Origin of the sequence: Butyrivibrio sp. AE3003, from assembly GCF_000686065.1 — a bacterium.
GTDB classification, from domain to species: Bacteria; Bacillota; Clostridia; order Lachnospirales; family Lachnospiraceae; genus Butyrivibrio; species Butyrivibrio hungatei_A.
Genome location: NZ_JMLX01000001.1, coordinates 965,349 through 982,093, shown reverse-complemented (window position 1 = coordinate 982,093; position 16,745 = coordinate 965,349). Strand labels below are relative to the sequence as shown.

Sequence of the window (16,745 nt, the reverse complement as noted above, 5' to 3'; positions counted from 1 at the left end):
TCATGCCTCACTTTCTGCTGTGCTTTCAAATGCACCGACAGGGCACATCTGTGAACATACATTGCAGCCTACACATAATGTGTTATCAATAGTTGCCTTGCCGTTCTTCATTGAGATGGCAGGACATCCGATCTTCATACATGACTTACATCCGACGCACTTATCTGTATTAACCTTAAGAGGAGCGTTGTGCTTTACATATTTAAGAAGAGCACAAGGTCTTCTCGAGATGATAACTGAAGGAGCTTCTACATTAAGTTCTTCCTTAAGAACTTCGTCGCACTGCTTTAAGTTGTAAGGATCAACGACTCTTACGCGCTCAAAGCCCATAGCTTTGCAAAGTGCCTCGAGATCAATCTTGCCTGCAGGATCTCCCTTGATGTTGTAACCTGTTGTAGGATTTTGCTGGTGACCTGTCATTCCTGTGATTGAGTTATCAACGATGACGATAGTTGAGTTTGACTGGTTGTAAGCAACATTTGCAAGTCCTGTCATACCTGAGTGCATGAATGTGGAATCGCCGATAACGGCAACAGTCTTTTTCTCGCTCTCAGCGCCGCGAACTTTGTTAAAGCCGTGAACGGCACCGATTGAAGCACCCATGCAAAGTGTCATCTCGATTGCTCCGAGAGGCGGAACCGCGCCGAGTGTATAACATCCGATATCACCAAGAACCGTACAGTTATTCTTTTTAAGAGTGTAAAAGAGTCCTCTGTGAGGGCAGCCTGCACACATAACGGGTGGTCTTGCGGGAATCTGCTCATCGATGGTAAAGCCTTCATTTACATCTTTTCCGAAAGCCTTTGCAAGAAGATTCTGTGAGAACTCATCGATAACGGGAAGAAGCTCTTTTCCCGTAACTTCGATTCCGAGAGTCTTAACGTGATTTTCGATGATAGGATCAAGTTCTTCAACAACAAAGAGCTTGTCAACTTTTGCAGCAAAGTTCTTTATAAGATCGCAGGGAAGAGGATTGGTCATTCCAAGCTTGAGAACGCTTACGGAGTCACCGAATACTTCTTTTACATACTGATAAGAAGTTGAGCATGTGATGATACCGATCTCTGTGCCGCCCATTTCAACTCTGTTGATGGGATTTTCTTCGGCAAATTTGATAAGATCCTGAGTACGCTGCTCAACGATGGGGTGACGCTTTTTGGCATTGCCGGGCATCATAACGTATTTAGCGATATTTTTTTCATACGGCTTGTCGGGAACAGTGCGCTCGCCTGTCTCAACGATAGATTGAGAGTGAGCTACTCTTGTGCACATCTTAAGAAGGACGGGAGTATCAAACTTCTCGGAAATCTCATAAGCAAGCTTGGTGTACTCAAGAGCTTCTTTGGAATCTGAAGGCTCGAGCATAGGAACCTTAGCTGCGATAGCGTGATGACGTGAATCCTGCTCGTTCTGGGAAGAATGCATTCCGGCATCATCGGCAACAACTATAACAAGACCGGCATTTACTCCGGTATAAGACATTGTATAAAGAGGGTCTGCAGCAACGTTAAGTCCAACGTGTTTCTGAGCACAAAATGCTCTGCGACCTGCGAGAGAAGCACCAAAAGCTGATTCCATAGCAACCTTCTCATTTGGAGCCCATTCGCAATATATTTCATCATATTTGGCAGCTTCTTCGGTAACTTCCGTGCTGGGTGTTCCGGGATAACTGGAAATAAAGCATACTCCGGCCTCATAAAGACCGCGAGCAACAGCCTTGTTGCCCAGCATCAGCTGCCCATTTTTTGTTTGATCCATGGTAAAAAACCTCCTACAGAATTTTAGATGGCTCATAATTACTGTTCAATCAGAAATGCGCATATACTGCGCATTTCGTGAGAATATGATTCAAGAGTGAGCACATTCCTCGCGAAGCGAATTTTAATGAATGTGCGAATGCATTACTGGAGCGAGCAGTATGCGAGCGAACAGTAATCAATTTAGCGCGATAAAGTTAATATATCATATTTGACCTTTAAATAGAATACGTTTATACTTTACTTTAGCACTTTAAAGCGGAGGATTTCTTATGCCAATTACGGATTTATTGGAACGAAACAGCAAATTGTATGGGGATGAAGTTGCTCTTGTTGAGATCAATCCGGAGATTAAAGAAGAGCAGAGGGTTACGTGGAGAGAATACGAGCTTATACAGCCGACTTCCACAGCATATTACAGAAGACAGATCACATGGTCGGTTTTTGATGAGAAAGCAAACAGAGTTGCAAATATGCTCATCGAAAGAGGAATCAAAAAAGGGCAGAAATGTGCGATACTTCTTATGAACTGCCTTGAATGGTTGCCTATTTATTTCGGAATATTAAAAGCGGGAGCAATAGCGGTTCCTCTTAATTTCAGATTTGATGCTGAAGAAATTGATTATTGTCTTAACGCATCCGATTCGGATGTTTTATTCTACGGACCTGAGTTTATCGGACGTATTGAGGATATCGCAGAGAAGATAAAGAAGGAGACACTTCTTTTCTTTGTGGGAGACCAGTGTCCTTCTTATGCGGAAGACTACTACAGACAGGTTTCCAACAGTTCTTCGGTTGCGCCGAGAGTTCTTATTGAGGATAAGGATGATGCGGCAATCTATTTTTCATCGGGAACAACCGGATTTCCCAAAGCTATTTTACATATTCACACTGCACTTATGCAGTCTGCCAAGATGGAGGCAATTCATCACGAAACTACACATGAGGACAATTTCCTTTGCATTCCTCCTTTGTATCACACGGGAGCCAAGATGCACTGGTTTGGATCTCTTTATACAGGTAGCAGAGCGGTTCTTTTGAAAGGAAATTCACCTGAATCGATATTCAGAGCCGTTTCGGAAGAAAGATGTACGATAGTATGGCTTCTTGTTCCGTGGGCGCAGGATATTCTGGCAGCGCTTGATTCGGGAAAACTCAAGATAGAAGACTATCATTTAAAACAGTGGAGACTTATGCATATCGGTGCTCAGCCGATTCCGCCGAGTCTCATAAAGAGATGGCTTAAATATTTCCCGCATCACAAGTATGACACAAACTACGGCCTTTCGGAGTCAACGGGCCCCGGCTGCGTGCATCTGGGACTTGAGAATGTTGAGAAAGTCGGCGCCATCGGAATTCCCGGATACGGCTGGAAGACAAAGATTGTCGATGAAAACGGCAAGACCGTTGATCAGGGCGAAATTGGGGAACTCTGCGTAAAAGGCCCGGGAGTAATGGTCGAGTATTACAAGAACCCCGAGGCGACGGCCGAAATATTAAAAGACGGCTGGTTATTTACCGGAGATATGGCTCGTCAGGACGAAGATGGATTCATATTTCTTGTAGATAGAAAAAAAGATGTTATAATTTCAGGTGGAGAAAATCTTTATCCGGTTCAGATAGAGAGTTTCTTAATGAAAAATGACAAGATACATGATGCTGCAGTTATAGGACTTCAGGATGACAGACTCGGCGAGATCGCAGCTGCCATTATCCAGGTAAAAGAGGGAATGACTTTAACTGAGGATGATGTCGATCGTTTCTGTATGGATCTTCCGAGATACAAGAGGCCGAGAAAGATTATTTTTGCCGACGTATTAAGGAATCCTACGGGAAAAATTGACAAACCGAAGCTCCGTGAAATATACTGCGGAGAACATCTTGTTGAACGTCAGAATAAATCTTGATGCTCACAAGCTGTCAGGGGAAAAATCCGACAGAAATTGCGGAGTATGAAAAAGGGAATGTTATGGAAAAGTATGTAATTACCGGAATGAGTTGTGCTGCATGCCAGGTGCGTGTGGAGAAAGCAGTTAATTCTCTCAAAGGAGTTACGGAGTGTACTGTTAATCTTCTTACCAATTCAATGACGGTTGAGGGAAATGTTCTTACCTCAGACATTATCAAGGCTGTTGAGGATGCCGGATACGGCGCAACGCTACTTGATGAAGAGAGTCAAAAAAAACGAGGAGGAAGAGGCGCTTAAAGACAAAGAAACTCCTATTCTTAAACGAAGACTGCTTTATTCGGTCGGATTTCTGCTCGTTCTTATATATTTCTCCATGGGACATAAGATTTTTGGGTTCCCGCTTCCGCCGTTTTTGGACGGAAATGTTATTGCAATCGGAATAATTCAGATGATCTTATGCATTGTCATAATGATCATAAACAGAAATTTCTTTATAAGCGGATTCAGAGGGCTGATGCATAAGTCGCCCAATATGGACACTCTTGTGGCCCTCGGAAGTTCGGCTTCTTTTGTGTACAGTGCGTTTGCGCTGGCTATTATGATGATCTCAAAAGCTAACGGAGCTCCCGAAAAAACAAATCTGTTCTATGATGAACTTTATTTTGAGTCGGCTGCCATGATACTTACTTTTATAACGGTCGGTAAGATGCTCGAAGCAAGAAGCAAGGGTAAAACGACAACAGCCATTAAGAGTCTTATGAAGCTTGTATCAAAGACGGCGACTGTGATAGATGAAAACGGAGCTGAAAAAGAAGTTCCGATCGAGCAGGTCAAAGTTGAAGATATATTTGTTGTTAAGGCAGGGGAGAGGATCCCTGTCGACGGTGTTATTGTCGAAGGTAGCAGCGCGATTGATGAATCATCTCTTACGGGAGAAAGTATTCCGGTTGATAAGAATGTCGGAGAAGATGTATTTGCTGCAACAATAAATTCATCCGGTTATCTTAAATGTAAGGCTACAAGAGTAGGAAAAGATACAACTCTTTCACAGATCATCACAATGGTAAGTGATGCGGCCGCAACGAAAGCTCCTATTGCAAAGCTTGCGGACAAAGTATCCGGCGTTTTTGTTCCTGTAGTTATGTGTATAGCCCTGGTTACAATAATGTCATGGCTTATAGTGGGAGCAAGTTTTGGTTATGCGCTTGCCAGAGGAGTTGCGGTACTTGTAATAAGCTGCCCGTGTGCACTTGGTCTTGCGACTCCGGTTGCGGTAATGGTCGGAAACGGTGTCGGAGCAAAGAACGGCATTCTTTTTAAAACTGCCGCAACACTTGAAAATGCAGGTAAATGTAATATCGTGATCCTTGATAAAACAGGAACCATCACAAAGGGTGAACCTGTTGTTACCGATGTATTTCTGGCTGAAGCGATCACTGAGAGCGGTTACTCAGCAGAAGAAAATCTTAACGCTGAGCTTGAGTTTGTCAGACTTGCAGGAATACTTGAGGCAAAAAGCAATCACCCTCTTGCAAGGGCGGTGGCAACTCATGCTGTAAATCTCTGCGCGGATATGGATGTTCCCGTGGATGATTTCAGCGAGATCTCGGGTAACGGACTTGAGGGAACTATTGAAGGTGCCGTAATCAGATGCGGTAATCTTGATTTTATTTCCAAATATGCGAACATTCCCGAGGAAGTTTCAAAGAGAGCATACGGATTGTCCATCAGAGGAAAGACACCGCTGTTTTTTGCAAAAGATAATATTTTTGTTGGAATCATTGCAGTTGCGGATACAATCAAAGATGATTCGGCTCAGGCAATCGAAGAGCTCAAGAATATGGGCATACGAGTTGTCATGATGACGGGTGACAATGAAAATACTGCGCGAGCAATCGCTGCAAAAGCAGGTATCAACGAGGTTTACGCAGGCGTCCTTCCGGGTGGCAAAAAAGATATTGCCGATGAACTCATGAAACAGGGAAAAGTTGTTATGGTCGGCGACGGAATTAACGACGCTCCGGCACTTACGGCTGCAGATGTCGGAATTGCCATCGGCGCGGGAACTGATGTTGCTGTAGATGCGGCAGATATCGTTCTTATGAGAAACAGTCTTCTTGATGTTTCCGGTGCGATAAGATTGTCAAAAGGAACTCTTGCAAATATACGCAGGAATCTTTTCTGGGCATTTATTTACAACGTGATAGGTATACCGATCGCAGCTGGCTGCTTTATCGAACTTTTCGGTCTTAAATTAAGTCCTATGTTCGGAGCTGCCGCAATGAGTTTATCAAGCTTCTTTGTTGTTACGAATGCTCTCGGGCTTAATCTCTTTGATATTCGTGATGCGTCAAAGGATAAGAAGATGTACAACAAGATTAAAAAACATAAAACTGATGATGAGGATGATGATTCTGATAATGAGATAATTGTTTCGTCACTTTCAAAAACGGAGGAAATCAATATGACAAAGACACTTAGTATTGAAGGTATGATGTGCGGTCACTGCGAGAATACTGTTAAGGCGGCTCTTGAAGCTGTTGAAGGTGTTACCGAAGCGGTTGTAAGTCACGAGAAAAATACAGCGGTCGTAACACTTAATCTTGAGGTTTCGGATGATATACTCAAGAAGGCAGTTGAAGAGAAAGATTATAAGGTTATTGAGATAAAATAATGGATATTTGAATGGGTAAAATATGTAGTGTTTGTGCGGGTGCAACGTGATGTTGCACCCTCTTTTTGCTTGCAAAATGCCATAATAGATGTCGTAATAAATGGCGAAATAGAAGATTGGATTGCAAGAGAAAATTGTTAGCTTTTCCAAAACTTGATGATTCAAGATTGGATAATCATGATAAATCAATTATAATAAAATTCGTTGAACAAATTATTGGAGAGGATGATAGATAAGTGGGAAAAAATATTAAGATAAAATACTTTAATGATAAGCTTGAAAAGCTTACATATATCGATGGAAAGTCAGATTGGATCGATCTTAGGAGCGCCGAAGATGTGGACCTTAAGGAAGGCGAGTTCCATCTTGTGCCACTCGGGGTTGCGATGGAGATTCCTGAAGGCTATGAAGCGCATATCGTTCCGAGAAGTTCTACATTTAAGAACTTTGGTGTTGTGCAGACCAATCACATGGGTGTTGTCGATCATTCATACTGCGGGGATAACGATCAGTGGTTTATGCCTGTAATTGCAATGAGAGATACACATATCGGATTCAATGACAGAATTTGTCAGTTCAGGATCATGGAGAATCAGCCCGCGATCGTATTTGATGAATGTGACCATCTTGAAGGCGCCGACAGAGGCGGCTTTGGATCCACAGGTAAGAATTGATATCGGAAACATGGATATAACATGTTGCGAGCAATATGCAGCTTGGTATTGAAAAAAAGATATTGTATGCTAAAATTATAAATCGTTTGAAAACATAAGATGCATTCTTGAACTTCATGTTCAAGAATGTAAAAACATATATAAAATAATAATCGAGGTAAAAAATGGCAAAGATTCGTACAAGATATGCACCGAGCCCGACAGGCCGTATGCACGTCGGAAACTTAAGAACAGCTCTTTATGCTTATCTTATCACAAAGCATGAGGGCGGCGATTATATTCTAAGAATTGAAGATACAGATCAGGAGCGTTTTGTAGAAGGCGCTACCGAGATTATCTATAAGACACTCAAAGACACAGGACTTATTCACGATGAAGGTCCCGATGTCGGAGGCGATGTAGGCCCTTACGTTCAGAGTGAGAGACAGAAAGCCGGAATCTACATGACTTATGCAAAAGAGCTTGTAGAAAAAGGCGAAGCATATTATTGCTTCTGCGATCAGGAGAGACTTGCTTCACTTGTTCAGGTTGTTGAAGGTAAAGAGATCAGTGTTTATGACAAGCATTGTCTTTCTCTTTCAAAAGAAGAAGTCGAGAAGAATCTTGCTGAGGGAAAGCCTTTTGTTATAAGACAGAACAATCCGACAGAAGGAACAACAACTTTCCATGACGAGCTCTACGGAGATGTAACAGTTGATAACAAAGAGCTCGATGATATGATCCTTATTAAGTCTGACGGATATCCGACTTACAATTTTGCTAACGTTGTTGACGATCATCTCATGGGAATCACTCATGTTGTAAGAGGTAATGAGTATATTTCATCATCACCTAAGTACAACAGACTTTATGATGCATTTGGCTGGGAGATTCCCAAGTATATACATTGTCCTCTTATCACTGACGAGGAGCACAAGAAGCTTTCAAAGAGAAGCGGACATTCTTCATTCGAAGATCTTATCGAGCAGGGATTCCTGCCTGAGGCTGTTGTTAACTTTGTTGCACTCCTTGGCTGGTCTCCCGATGATAACAATGAGATCATGAGCCTTCAGGAGCTTATCGAGAAGTTTGATTACAAGCGCATCAATAAGTCGCCCGCCGTATTTGATTACACTAAGCTTAAGTGGATGAACGGCGAGTATCTTAAGAAGATGGATGAGGATGAGTTCTTTAAGATGGCTAAGGGTTATATCGTAGATGCACTTAAGGAAGAAGGTGACAGCGTACTTTCTTCTGATGATGCCAAGCTTAAGCAGATTGCAAATATGGTAAAGACTCGTATTGAGATCTGGCCTGACATTGCCGATATGGTCAAGTTCTTTGCAAAGCTTCCCGAGTATGATACGGCTATCTATACTCACAAGAAGATGAAGACCAACGAAGAGACATCACTTAAGGTGTTAAAAGAGGTACTTCCCATTCTTGAAGCACACGATGATTATACAAATGATGCTCTTTACGCACTTCTTTCCGATTACATCAAGGCTAATGAGTACAAGAACGGTTTTGTTCTCTGGCCTGTAAGAATCGCTGTTTCGGGAAAAGAGATGACTCCTTGCGGAGCTACTGAGCTTATGGAAGTCATAGGCAAAGAAGAGACAATCAGCAGAATTAAAAAAGGAATTGAATTACTTGAGAAATAATAACGTTTACCCATCTTTGGTTGACGTTAAAGTAAATGCCGCTCAAGAGGAAGCAATAACTCATAAAGACGGCCCTGCAATGGTACTTGCGGGGCCGGGAAGCGGCAAAACTTTTGTGATAGTTCAAAGGCTTAAGTTTTTAATCGAAGAATACGATGTTCCTCCTTCTTCGATTCTTGTTATAACGTTTACCAAAGTTGCTGCCATTGAGATGCAGCAAAGATTTTTAAAGATCACGGATAGTTCATATCCTGAGGTTTCGTTCGGAACCTTCCATTCACTTTTTTACAACATACTAAGAGAAAACAGTAAAGCGGCCGGCTTCTACAACAAAATTGAGATAGCGGACGAGCTTTTTAAATACAAGCTGGTAAAAGATATTCTCATTAATGCGCTCAAAAACAGCAGGGAGAATTTGAATAAGCTTTCTATCCTTGATGAAAATGAGATTGTAAAAGATATTACGTCTGAGATTTCAAGGATAAAAAACGCGGGACTCTCGCTTGATTCCGTCTCGGATTCTGTTCCGTATAAAGATTATTTCAAGGTGATATTTGAAAAATATAATAACAGTCTAAAATCCTTTGGGAAAATCGATTTCGACGATATGTCTCTTATATGTGCGCAGATTTTTGAGAGCAGAAAAGAAATTGCACAACTTTATAAAGAAAGATATAAGTACATCCTTATTGATGAATATCAGGATATCAATGAGATGCAGCAAAAAAATATCGAGTCGATCCTGAACGGGGATCAAAATCTTTTTGTTGTAGGGGATGACGATCAGGCAATATACGGATTTCGAGGCGCAAAACCCGGAATAATGATGGAGTTTGAAAAGCGCATGAAAAGAGAGGTTCATATAGTAAATCTTTCCGTAAATTACAGGTGTGGCAAGTCTATTTTGGATAATGCGAGTTTGGTCATAGCTGAAAATAAGATGCGATTTAAGAAGAAAATCGTATCCGGAACAGGAACAAACGGATATGTCATAGCAAGAAGATACAGGACAAAAGAAGAACAATATGAAGCGATGAGCGTGTTTCTTAGCGGACAGAGTAAATTAAATGACATCGGTATCTTATGCAGGACCAATTCGGAGTGTAAGACGATTGCGTCATTTTTAAAACAAAAAGGCATAAAGAGCAACATCGAAAACACGGATGATATAGCGCTCTATGACGATGAGGGAGTTATTCTGTGTGTCTGTTATCTTTCTTTTGCGTGCATCGAAAGCTCGAGGGCGCTCTTTTATAAGATTATGAACAAGCCTCTTCGCTATATATCAAGAGAAAGCGCTATGAAGGAAATAGTCAGGAAAGAAGATGTCTTAGCTTTTTATCAAGGAAACAGGGACAGAAGTAAGGTTGTAAATAAGCTGTTTCATGAGATTTCGATGATATCAAAGATGCGACCGGCGTTGTCTGTCAGGTTTATCAGGAAAGAGATCGGTTTAGATAAGCTTTATCCAAACAGTAAAAAGAAATTGGATTTGTTTGAAGATATGGCAAAAAAATATGCAGATACAAAAGCTTTTATAAAGTCTTTTGATGAAGAAAAAGAAAATTATGCTGTTCAAAATAAAAGAAATTCAAAGCATAGTAAAACAGAAGATACGGTAAATATAATTACGCTACATAGCTCAAAAGGTCTTGAGTATAAATGTGTTTGGATTCCTGATCTTAACGAAGGAATAATCCCATCGCGAAGCGCCGTATCCGAATCAGGGAAAGAGGAAGAACGACGCATGCTCTATGTGGGAATGACCAGAGCTAAAGAGGCTTTGATAATGTCTTATGTATGTGGCACAAAAGAAAATGCCATGCTTCCTTCGAGGTTCCTTCGACCAATTAGAAAACTCTGGGAAAAGGAACCTAAAAAGTGATATTATTTAAGGAGAATATAAATGATAAAAAATGAAAAAATAGATGACGGAAATCATTTAAATAAGCGGCAAAACAGTTATGAAGTAAGTAGGATTATCGATAATCTTACACTTTTTGATGATGACATGATGTCATTGGCGTTTGATAAGAATATACCTGCAACAGAGCTTGTACTAAGGATTATATTAAAACGTGATATTATAGTAAAAAGCGTTGAAGGACAAGAAGAATATAAGAATCCACTTGTCGGTGGAAGAGACATTACTCTTGATATTCATGCAATTGATATTGATGGGGAAGAGATTGACATTGAAGTACAAGGAAATTCTGAAGGAGCACATGTCAGACGGGCCCGATTTCACAGTGCTATGATGGATTCTAGGATGCTTAGGGAAAAAGATGCATTTAATAAAATTAAAGATTCTTATGTGATATTTATTTATAAGCATGATAAATTCAGAAAAGGATTGCCTGTATACAGAGCCGATAGAACTGTTTTGGAAACAGGAGAACCATTAAATGATGGCTCGCATATTATATATGTCAACGGAAAGTACAGAGGAAATGATGATATCGGGAAATTGATGCAAGATTTTAATTCGAGCAACTCTAATGAGATGCATTATAAAGAATTGGCTGATAGCGTTCATCATTTCAAGGAAACAAGGAAAGGTCGTATTATTATGTGTGAAGCAGTGAAGAAATATGCAGAAGAGTGTAAAATCGAAGATAAGGCAATGACAACTCTTAATCTTATGAAGAATATGAAATGGACATTAGAGGAAACATTGGACAATATGGGAGTTTCGGATAAAAAAGAACGTGATGTTATAGCCAAGTTGCTTCAAGAATAAGGATATTTGGGGTATAAAAAACAGCAGATTATGTAAAAATCTGCTGTCTTTAAAAGGGTTAACATTCATATCAATTCTGATACCGATTCTCTTACAGATCTTCAGCATCTTCCTCGGGAATCTCAACAATTTCATCAAATTCAACATCGTCGAGATAGAGGTTGAAAGCCTCGGCAACGGCATCGTACTCGGCGTCGTCTTCGATATAGCCAAGTTCAGGCTCTTCATCCTCACCTTTGTAGATGAATTCGTAGAACCATACGTTTCCGTCGTTGTTCTGACCGTTTTTATCAAGCGGAAGAAGAACAATGTAATCTTTTGAATTAACTGTAAGAACTATGATGATCGCACAGGTAACAACTTTGTTGTCATCAAGTTCGATGTCAACGGTCATCTGCTCGTCATTTTCAATTCTGGTATTCATTTCTGTTGCTACTTTGGAAAATTCCATAAAAATCCTCCTGAAAATCTTTTTCAATGGTTATCATGATTATAGCATACTTCGTGCACATAAAGACATTATGTGTTAAAATATTAGGGCTTATGTTGTTTGATACAATAAACAGTAACTTTGAGCACAAATTTCGGAGAGATTATGACTTCAGCGTACAAGATTACTGATGAAAAGCCTTATCCATTGGGCTGCTATATTGACTATGATAAGAGTCTGGTTGTCAGAGCTGTATTTGACGGTGGTTCTAAGCGTGGTATCACGCTTTACCGAGGCGAAAAAGGCGAGGACGACGGTTTTGTCATTGAGCTCCCTACGGAATGTAAGCGCGGGAATATTTATTCTGCGAGAATTTCCGGAATAAAGGATGTGGACGGATTTACGCAGTACAATCTTTTTGAAGATGAGGATTATTTTTGCGATCCGTATGCAAAGCTTGTCATAGGACTTGATAAATTTGGCGAGGAAGTCGAAGATTCCGCTATCAGAGCCAAACTTGACAATAAATCACTCAGATCCGATTCATCTACTTGCTTTGACTGGGAAGGTAGTTCTTCTCCGCAGACCCCGTATGAGGACAGCTTCGTTTATCTGATGCATGTAAGAGGCTTTACGAAGAGTTCTTCGAGTGGGCTTCCGGCTGATATCAGAGGTACGTTTTCGGGAATAATCGCAAAGCTTGATTATCTTAAATCTCTTGGCGTGACTTGCATTGAGCTTATGCCTATATACGAGATGAATGAACTTCAGGATTCCGAGAAGAGAGGCAAAGTTCGCAGTGCCATTAAGGGTTCGAAAGCACTTAAGGGAAGCGATGTTATCTTTTCCAGAAACGGAAGTATTACAAACAAGGGAAGCCTTGATCATAAGGTTAATTTCTGGGGATACAAAAAAGGTTATTACTTTGCTCCCAGGACTTCTTATTGTGTGGATCCCGCAAATGCCGAGGATGAAGTGAAGAACTTTATCAAGACTATGCATGAGAACGGCATTGAAGTAGTTCTTCAGTTTTATTTTGAAGAGGATGAGAGCGAGAGTATAATAATTGATGCGCTCAGGTACTGGAGATGTACGTACAGAGTGGATGGTTTCCATGTCAAAGGAGCCCGTCTTCCTATGCGGAATATCACAAAAGATCCGCTTTTTGCCGATGTAAAGATCTGGCATGAGTGGTTTGACTATGGTGATATATACGGCGGAAAGCCTGTTAAAAAGCGTTTTCTTGCCGAATATAACAATACATTTTTGAATTCTTCGAGAAAATTCTTAAAAAGTGATGACAATACCGCGGGGGATTTCCTCAAGGTAATGATCGCCAACGGATGCGAACACGGTGTGATCAATTATATTTGCAACTACGAAGGATTCAGGCTCGCCGATCTTGTTTCTTTTGAACACAAAAGAAATGAAGAAAACGGCGAAAATAATAAAGACGGTACAGACGAGAACTACAGCTGGAACTGCGGAATCGAGGGAAGAACCAGAAAAAAAGGCATTCTTGATCTTAGAAACAGGCAGATAAAGAATATTTTATCCATGCTCTTTTTGGCACAGGGAACTCCCATGATATTCAGCGGAGATGAGTTTGGTAACTCTCAGGGCGGCAACAACAATCCGTATTGTCAGGATAATGATATCGGATGGGTTGACTGGAAGGCGCTTGATAAGAACGAGGATCTTCTTGAATATGTCAAATTTCTCGTAAATATGAGAAGAGAGCATATTATGTTCAGAGAGCCGTCTCCGTTTAAGCTGATGGATTATATTTCATGCGGTTATCCTGATTTTTCTTGTCACGGGAGAGATGCATGGAGACCTGATTTTACGGCGCAGAGTCATGTTTTGGGACTTCTTTATTGCGGGCTTTATGATAAAAAATCGGAAGATAAGCCATTTGTATATGTGTGTTACAATATGTGCTGGAATAAATCGGAAATAGCTCTTCCGAAACTTCCGGACGGAAATTCGTGGAAGCTTATATCAGATACCGCATGTGCGGAAGTGAACACTGATTCCGATAACAATTATGTCGTAAAAAATAAAAATGAGTCAGATAAAAAAGCCTTGGATAATGACAAAGTGACGCTTACAGAGCGTTCTGTCAGAATATATCAGAGCTTTAAAGATAAAAAAGATAATAAAAGGAAAAGTAGTAAAAAGAAATGAACAAACCGGACGTTATTGAAAAATTTTTAAGATATGTAAAGGTTGATACCCAGTCAGATCCTGATTCGGGTACGTCTCCTTCTACCATGAAGCAGCATGACCTTGCGAAAATCTTAAGAGATGAACTTATCGAGATCGGAGCTTCCGACGTATATTATGATGAAGATCATTGCTATGTTTATGCGTCTATTCCTTCGAATATCGATGATGGAAAAAAGAGATACAAGATGGGCTTTGTTGCTCACATGGATACTTCCGATGAAGTTAGCGGAAAAGATGTAAAGCCCAGAATAATAGATAATTACGAGGGTACGGACATATGCCTTTCAAAGGACGGGAAGGTTATTCTTTCACCAAAGGATTTCCCCGAGCTTTTAAATCATGTCGGTGAAGATCTTATCGTTACAGACGGAACGACACTTCTCGGAGCAGATGATAAGGCCGGTGTTTCGGAAATTATGACAATGGCGGAAACTCTTTTGTCCAATCCCGAAATTAAGCACGGTGATATTAGGATCGCGTTTACTCCCGATGAAGAGATCGGCGAGGGAACAGCTCATTTTGATCTGAAGAGATTTGGTGCAGACTTTGCATATACCGTTGACGGCGGAAAGCTCGGAGAGCTCGAATACGAGAACTTTAATGCTGCGGAAGGAACTATAAAGGTTCACGGAAGAAGCGTTCATCCGGGTGATGCCAAGAATAAGATGATAAATGCGGCTCTTATCTGCTATGAGTTCCATTCAATGCTTCCCGTATTCCAGAATCCCATGTATACGGAGAAAAGAGAGGGATTTTTCCACCTTACAAACGTAAACGGCGGAACAGAGAGTGCAGAGGCAACATATATCATAAGAGATCACAATGAGAAGCTTTTTAACAGCAAGAAAAAGCTCTTTTACGATGCCGCGGAGTATCTTAACAAGAAGTACGGTATTGGAACGGTTGAAGTTAATATAAGAGACCAGTACTTCAATATGCTCGAGAAGATCCGTCCGCACATGCATCTTGTCGAAAATGCTAAGAAGGTAATGATCGGACTTGCTATCACACCGATCGACTCACCTATAAGAGGCGGTACAGACGGTGCTTCGCTTTCATATAAGGGACTTCCCTGCCCGAACCTTTGCACGGGTGGCTACAACTATCATGGCAAGTATGAGTATGCTTCTATACAGGAGATGCGCAAGGTTGTAGATATCCTTTTGGGAATTGTAAAAGTATACGGAGAAGATTTTTAATGGCTAGTGAAAAAGCAAATAATATCAGTATATTAAACGCCAACAGGCAGGACGTTGCCGATGAGGAGAGCGTCAGACAGCTTGAATATATTGAAAAAGCCAAAGCTCAGGTTTCTTTTATGGAAAAAGAGCTTGGAAGAAAGCTTAAGGCATGTGTTGTTACTTTCGGATGTCAGATGAACGCGAGGGATTCCGAGAAACTTCTTGCGACACTTAAGCTTGTCGGATATGAAGAAACAGAATCGGAAGATGCCGATTTTGTAATCTATAACACATGTACCGTTCGCGATAACGCCGACCAGAGAGTTCTTGGAAGACTCGGTCAGTGCAGTAATTTTAAGAAGAGCAATCCTTATATGAAGATTGCGATCTGCGGATGCATGATGCAGGAGAAAACAGCCGTTGATAAGATTAAAAAGAGCTACAGATTCGTCGATCTTATTTTCGGAACACATAACATTTATAAATTTGCGGAGCTTTTGTACCAATCACTTAACTCCGACAAGATGATAATCGATATCTGGAAAGAGACTGACAAGATTGTCGAGGATCTTCCGGTTCTTCGTAAGTATTCATTTAAGTCGGGCGTAAATATTATGTTTGGCTGCAATAATTTCTGCACTTATTGTATTGTTCCTTACGTCAGAGGACGAGAGAGAAGCAGAAGCCCCAAGGACATAATCAGAGAGTGCGAAAAGCTTGCAAAAGACGGCGTTAAAGAGATCATGCTTCTAGGACAGAACGTCAACTCATACGGAAATGATTTTGAGGACGGAAATCCGGATAAGATTTCTTTTGCGGAGCTGATTGACGAAGTCACTAAGGTTGAAGGTATAGAGAGAGTAAGGTTTATGACTCCTCATCCTAAGGACTTTTCAGATGAGCTTATAGATGTTATTGCAAATAATAAAAAAATAGCAAGACAAATTCATCTTCCTCTTCAGTCGGGAAATACCGAGATTTTGAGGAGAATGAACAGAAAATATACCAAGGAAGATTTCCTTAATCTTGTAAATAAGATAAGGACTAAACTTCCCGATGTTGCGATCACAACGGATATTATCGTAGGTTTCCCCGGTGAGACCAAAGAGGACGTTGATGATACTATCGATGTTGTGAAGAAATCAGCCTTTGACAACGCATTTACCTTTATCTATTCAAAGAGGTCCGGAACACCTGCCGCAACTTTTGAAGATCAGGTACCGGAAGACGTTGTTAAAGAAAATTTCGACAGGCTTCTTAAAGTCGTTCAGGATACGGCGAAAGAGCAGTCTCTTAAATACAAGGGACAGGTTCAGGAAGTGCTTGTTGAAAGCGTAAACGATCATGATGATTCTCTTATGACGGGAAGAATGTCAAACAATACACTTGTACATTTCCCCGGTAGCGAGGAACTTATCGGTCAAATGGTCAAAGTAAAGATTACTGATTGTCACGGCTTTTATTTCTTTGGGGAGAAAGCATAATAACGGAGGAATTATACGTGGAGA

10 protein-coding genes and 1 pseudogene are annotated in these 16,745 nt (G+C 40.8%); 9 read left to right on the top strand and 2 right to left on the bottom strand.

Annotated features, from left to right (window positions below; translation table 11 throughout):
• Complete coding sequence (iorA, locus tag CD00_RS0104755) at positions 1 to 1,758, bottom strand: indolepyruvate ferredoxin oxidoreductase subunit alpha (protein WP_026654905.1); 1,758 nt, start codon at positions 1,756 to 1,758, stop codon at positions 1 to 3.
• 271 nt (positions 1,759 to 2,029) lie between these two features.
• On the opposite strand from iorA, the gene CD00_RS0104750 reads away from it, so the two are divergent.
• The 6 genes and pseudogenes from CD00_RS0104750 (at position 2,030) to CD00_RS17240 (ending at position 11,397) form a co-directional block, all read left to right on the top strand.
• Complete coding sequence (locus CD00_RS0104750; protein WP_026654904.1) at positions 2,030 to 3,664, top strand: class I adenylate-forming enzyme family protein; 1,635 nt, start codon at positions 2,030 to 2,032, stop codon at positions 3,662 to 3,664.
• 62 nt (positions 3,665 to 3,726) lie between these two features.
• A pseudogene (locus CD00_RS17245) lies at positions 3,727 to 6,340 on the top strand (heavy metal translocating P-type ATPase).
• A 236-nt stretch (positions 6,341 to 6,576) separates the two neighbouring features.
• Complete coding sequence (locus CD00_RS0104740) at positions 6,577 to 7,014, top strand: dUTP diphosphatase (RefSeq protein WP_026654903.1); 438 nt, start codon at positions 6,577 to 6,579, stop codon at positions 7,012 to 7,014.
• A gap of 164 nt (positions 7,015 to 7,178) precedes the next feature.
• On the top strand, positions 7,179 to 8,657 hold the full coding sequence (gltX, locus tag CD00_RS0104735; protein ID WP_026654902.1) for a glutamate--tRNA ligase: 1,479 nt from the start codon (positions 7,179 to 7,181) through the stop codon (positions 8,655 to 8,657).
• Positions 8,658 to 8,673: 16 nt separating this feature from the next.
• Positions 8,674 to 10,542 carry an ATP-dependent helicase gene (locus tag CD00_RS0104730; RefSeq protein WP_207640449.1) on the top strand — a complete coding sequence of 623 codons (1,869 nt, stop codon included), beginning with the start codon at positions 8,674 to 8,676 and terminating at the stop codon, positions 10,540 to 10,542.
• Between the two features lie 21 nt (positions 10,543 to 10,563).
• Positions 10,564 to 11,397 carry a PD-(D/E)XK nuclease family transposase gene (locus tag CD00_RS17240; RefSeq protein WP_081811835.1) on the top strand — a complete coding sequence of 278 codons (834 nt, stop codon included), beginning with the start codon at positions 10,564 to 10,566 and terminating at the stop codon, positions 11,395 to 11,397.
• A gap of 91 nt (positions 11,398 to 11,488) precedes the next feature.
• On the opposite strand, the gene CD00_RS0104720 is transcribed toward CD00_RS17240, so the two are convergent.
• Positions 11,489 to 11,848, bottom strand: a complete 360-nt coding sequence (locus tag CD00_RS0104720; RefSeq protein ID WP_051198964.1) for a DUF1292 domain-containing protein — start codon at positions 11,846 to 11,848, stop codon at positions 11,489 to 11,491.
• 144 nt (positions 11,849 to 11,992) lie between these two features.
• Between CD00_RS0104720 and CD00_RS0104715 the strand changes: the two genes are divergently transcribed.
• From CD00_RS0104715 to miaB, 3 genes are read left to right on the top strand one after another with little or no spacing between them, the layout of a single operon-like run.
• Entirely contained in the window at positions 11,993 to 14,014 is a 2,022-nt protein-coding gene (locus CD00_RS0104715; RefSeq protein WP_026654897.1) for an alpha-amylase family glycosyl hydrolase, read from the top strand.
• On the top strand, positions 14,011 to 15,255 hold the full coding sequence (pepT, locus tag CD00_RS0104710; RefSeq protein WP_026654896.1) for a peptidase T: 1,245 nt from the start codon (positions 14,011 to 14,013) through the stop codon (positions 15,253 to 15,255). Before CD00_RS0104715 ends, pepT begins: the two co-directional genes overlap by 4 nt.
• Entirely contained in the window at positions 15,255 to 16,721 is a 1,467-nt protein-coding gene (miaB, locus tag CD00_RS0104705; protein ID WP_026654895.1) for a tRNA (N6-isopentenyl adenosine(37)-C2)-methylthiotransferase MiaB, read from the top strand. Before pepT ends, miaB begins: the two co-directional genes overlap by 1 nt.
• Positions 16,722 to 16,745: the final 24 nt, after the last annotated feature.

What these genes read in the sequence shown, in the direction of transcription:
- pepT (WP_026654896.1), top strand. Translation starts at nt 14,011, where the DNA reads ATGAACAAACCGGACGTTATTGAAAAATTTTTAAGATATGTAAAGGTT.
- CD00_RS0104750 (WP_026654904.1), top strand. Translation starts at nt 2,030, where the DNA reads ATGCCAATTACGGATTTATTGGAACGAAACAGCAAATTGTATGGGGAT.
- CD00_RS0104720 (WP_051198964.1), bottom strand. Translation starts at nt 11,848, where the DNA reads ATGGAATTTTCCAAAGTAGCAACAGAAATGAATACCAGAATTGAAAAT.
- CD00_RS0104715 (WP_026654897.1), top strand. Translation starts at nt 11,993, where the DNA reads ATGACTTCAGCGTACAAGATTACTGATGAAAAGCCTTATCCATTGGGC.
- miaB (WP_026654895.1), top strand. Translation starts at nt 15,255, where the DNA reads ATGGCTAGTGAAAAAGCAAATAATATCAGTATATTAAACGCCAACAGG.
- gltX (WP_026654902.1), top strand. Translation starts at nt 7,179, where the DNA reads ATGGCAAAGATTCGTACAAGATATGCACCGAGCCCGACAGGCCGTATG.
- CD00_RS17240 (WP_081811835.1), top strand. Translation starts at nt 10,564, where the DNA reads ATGATAAAAAATGAAAAAATAGATGACGGAAATCATTTAAATAAGCGG.
- iorA (WP_026654905.1), bottom strand. Translation starts at nt 1,758, where the DNA reads ATGGATCAAACAAAAAATGGGCAGCTGATGCTGGGCAACAAGGCTGTT.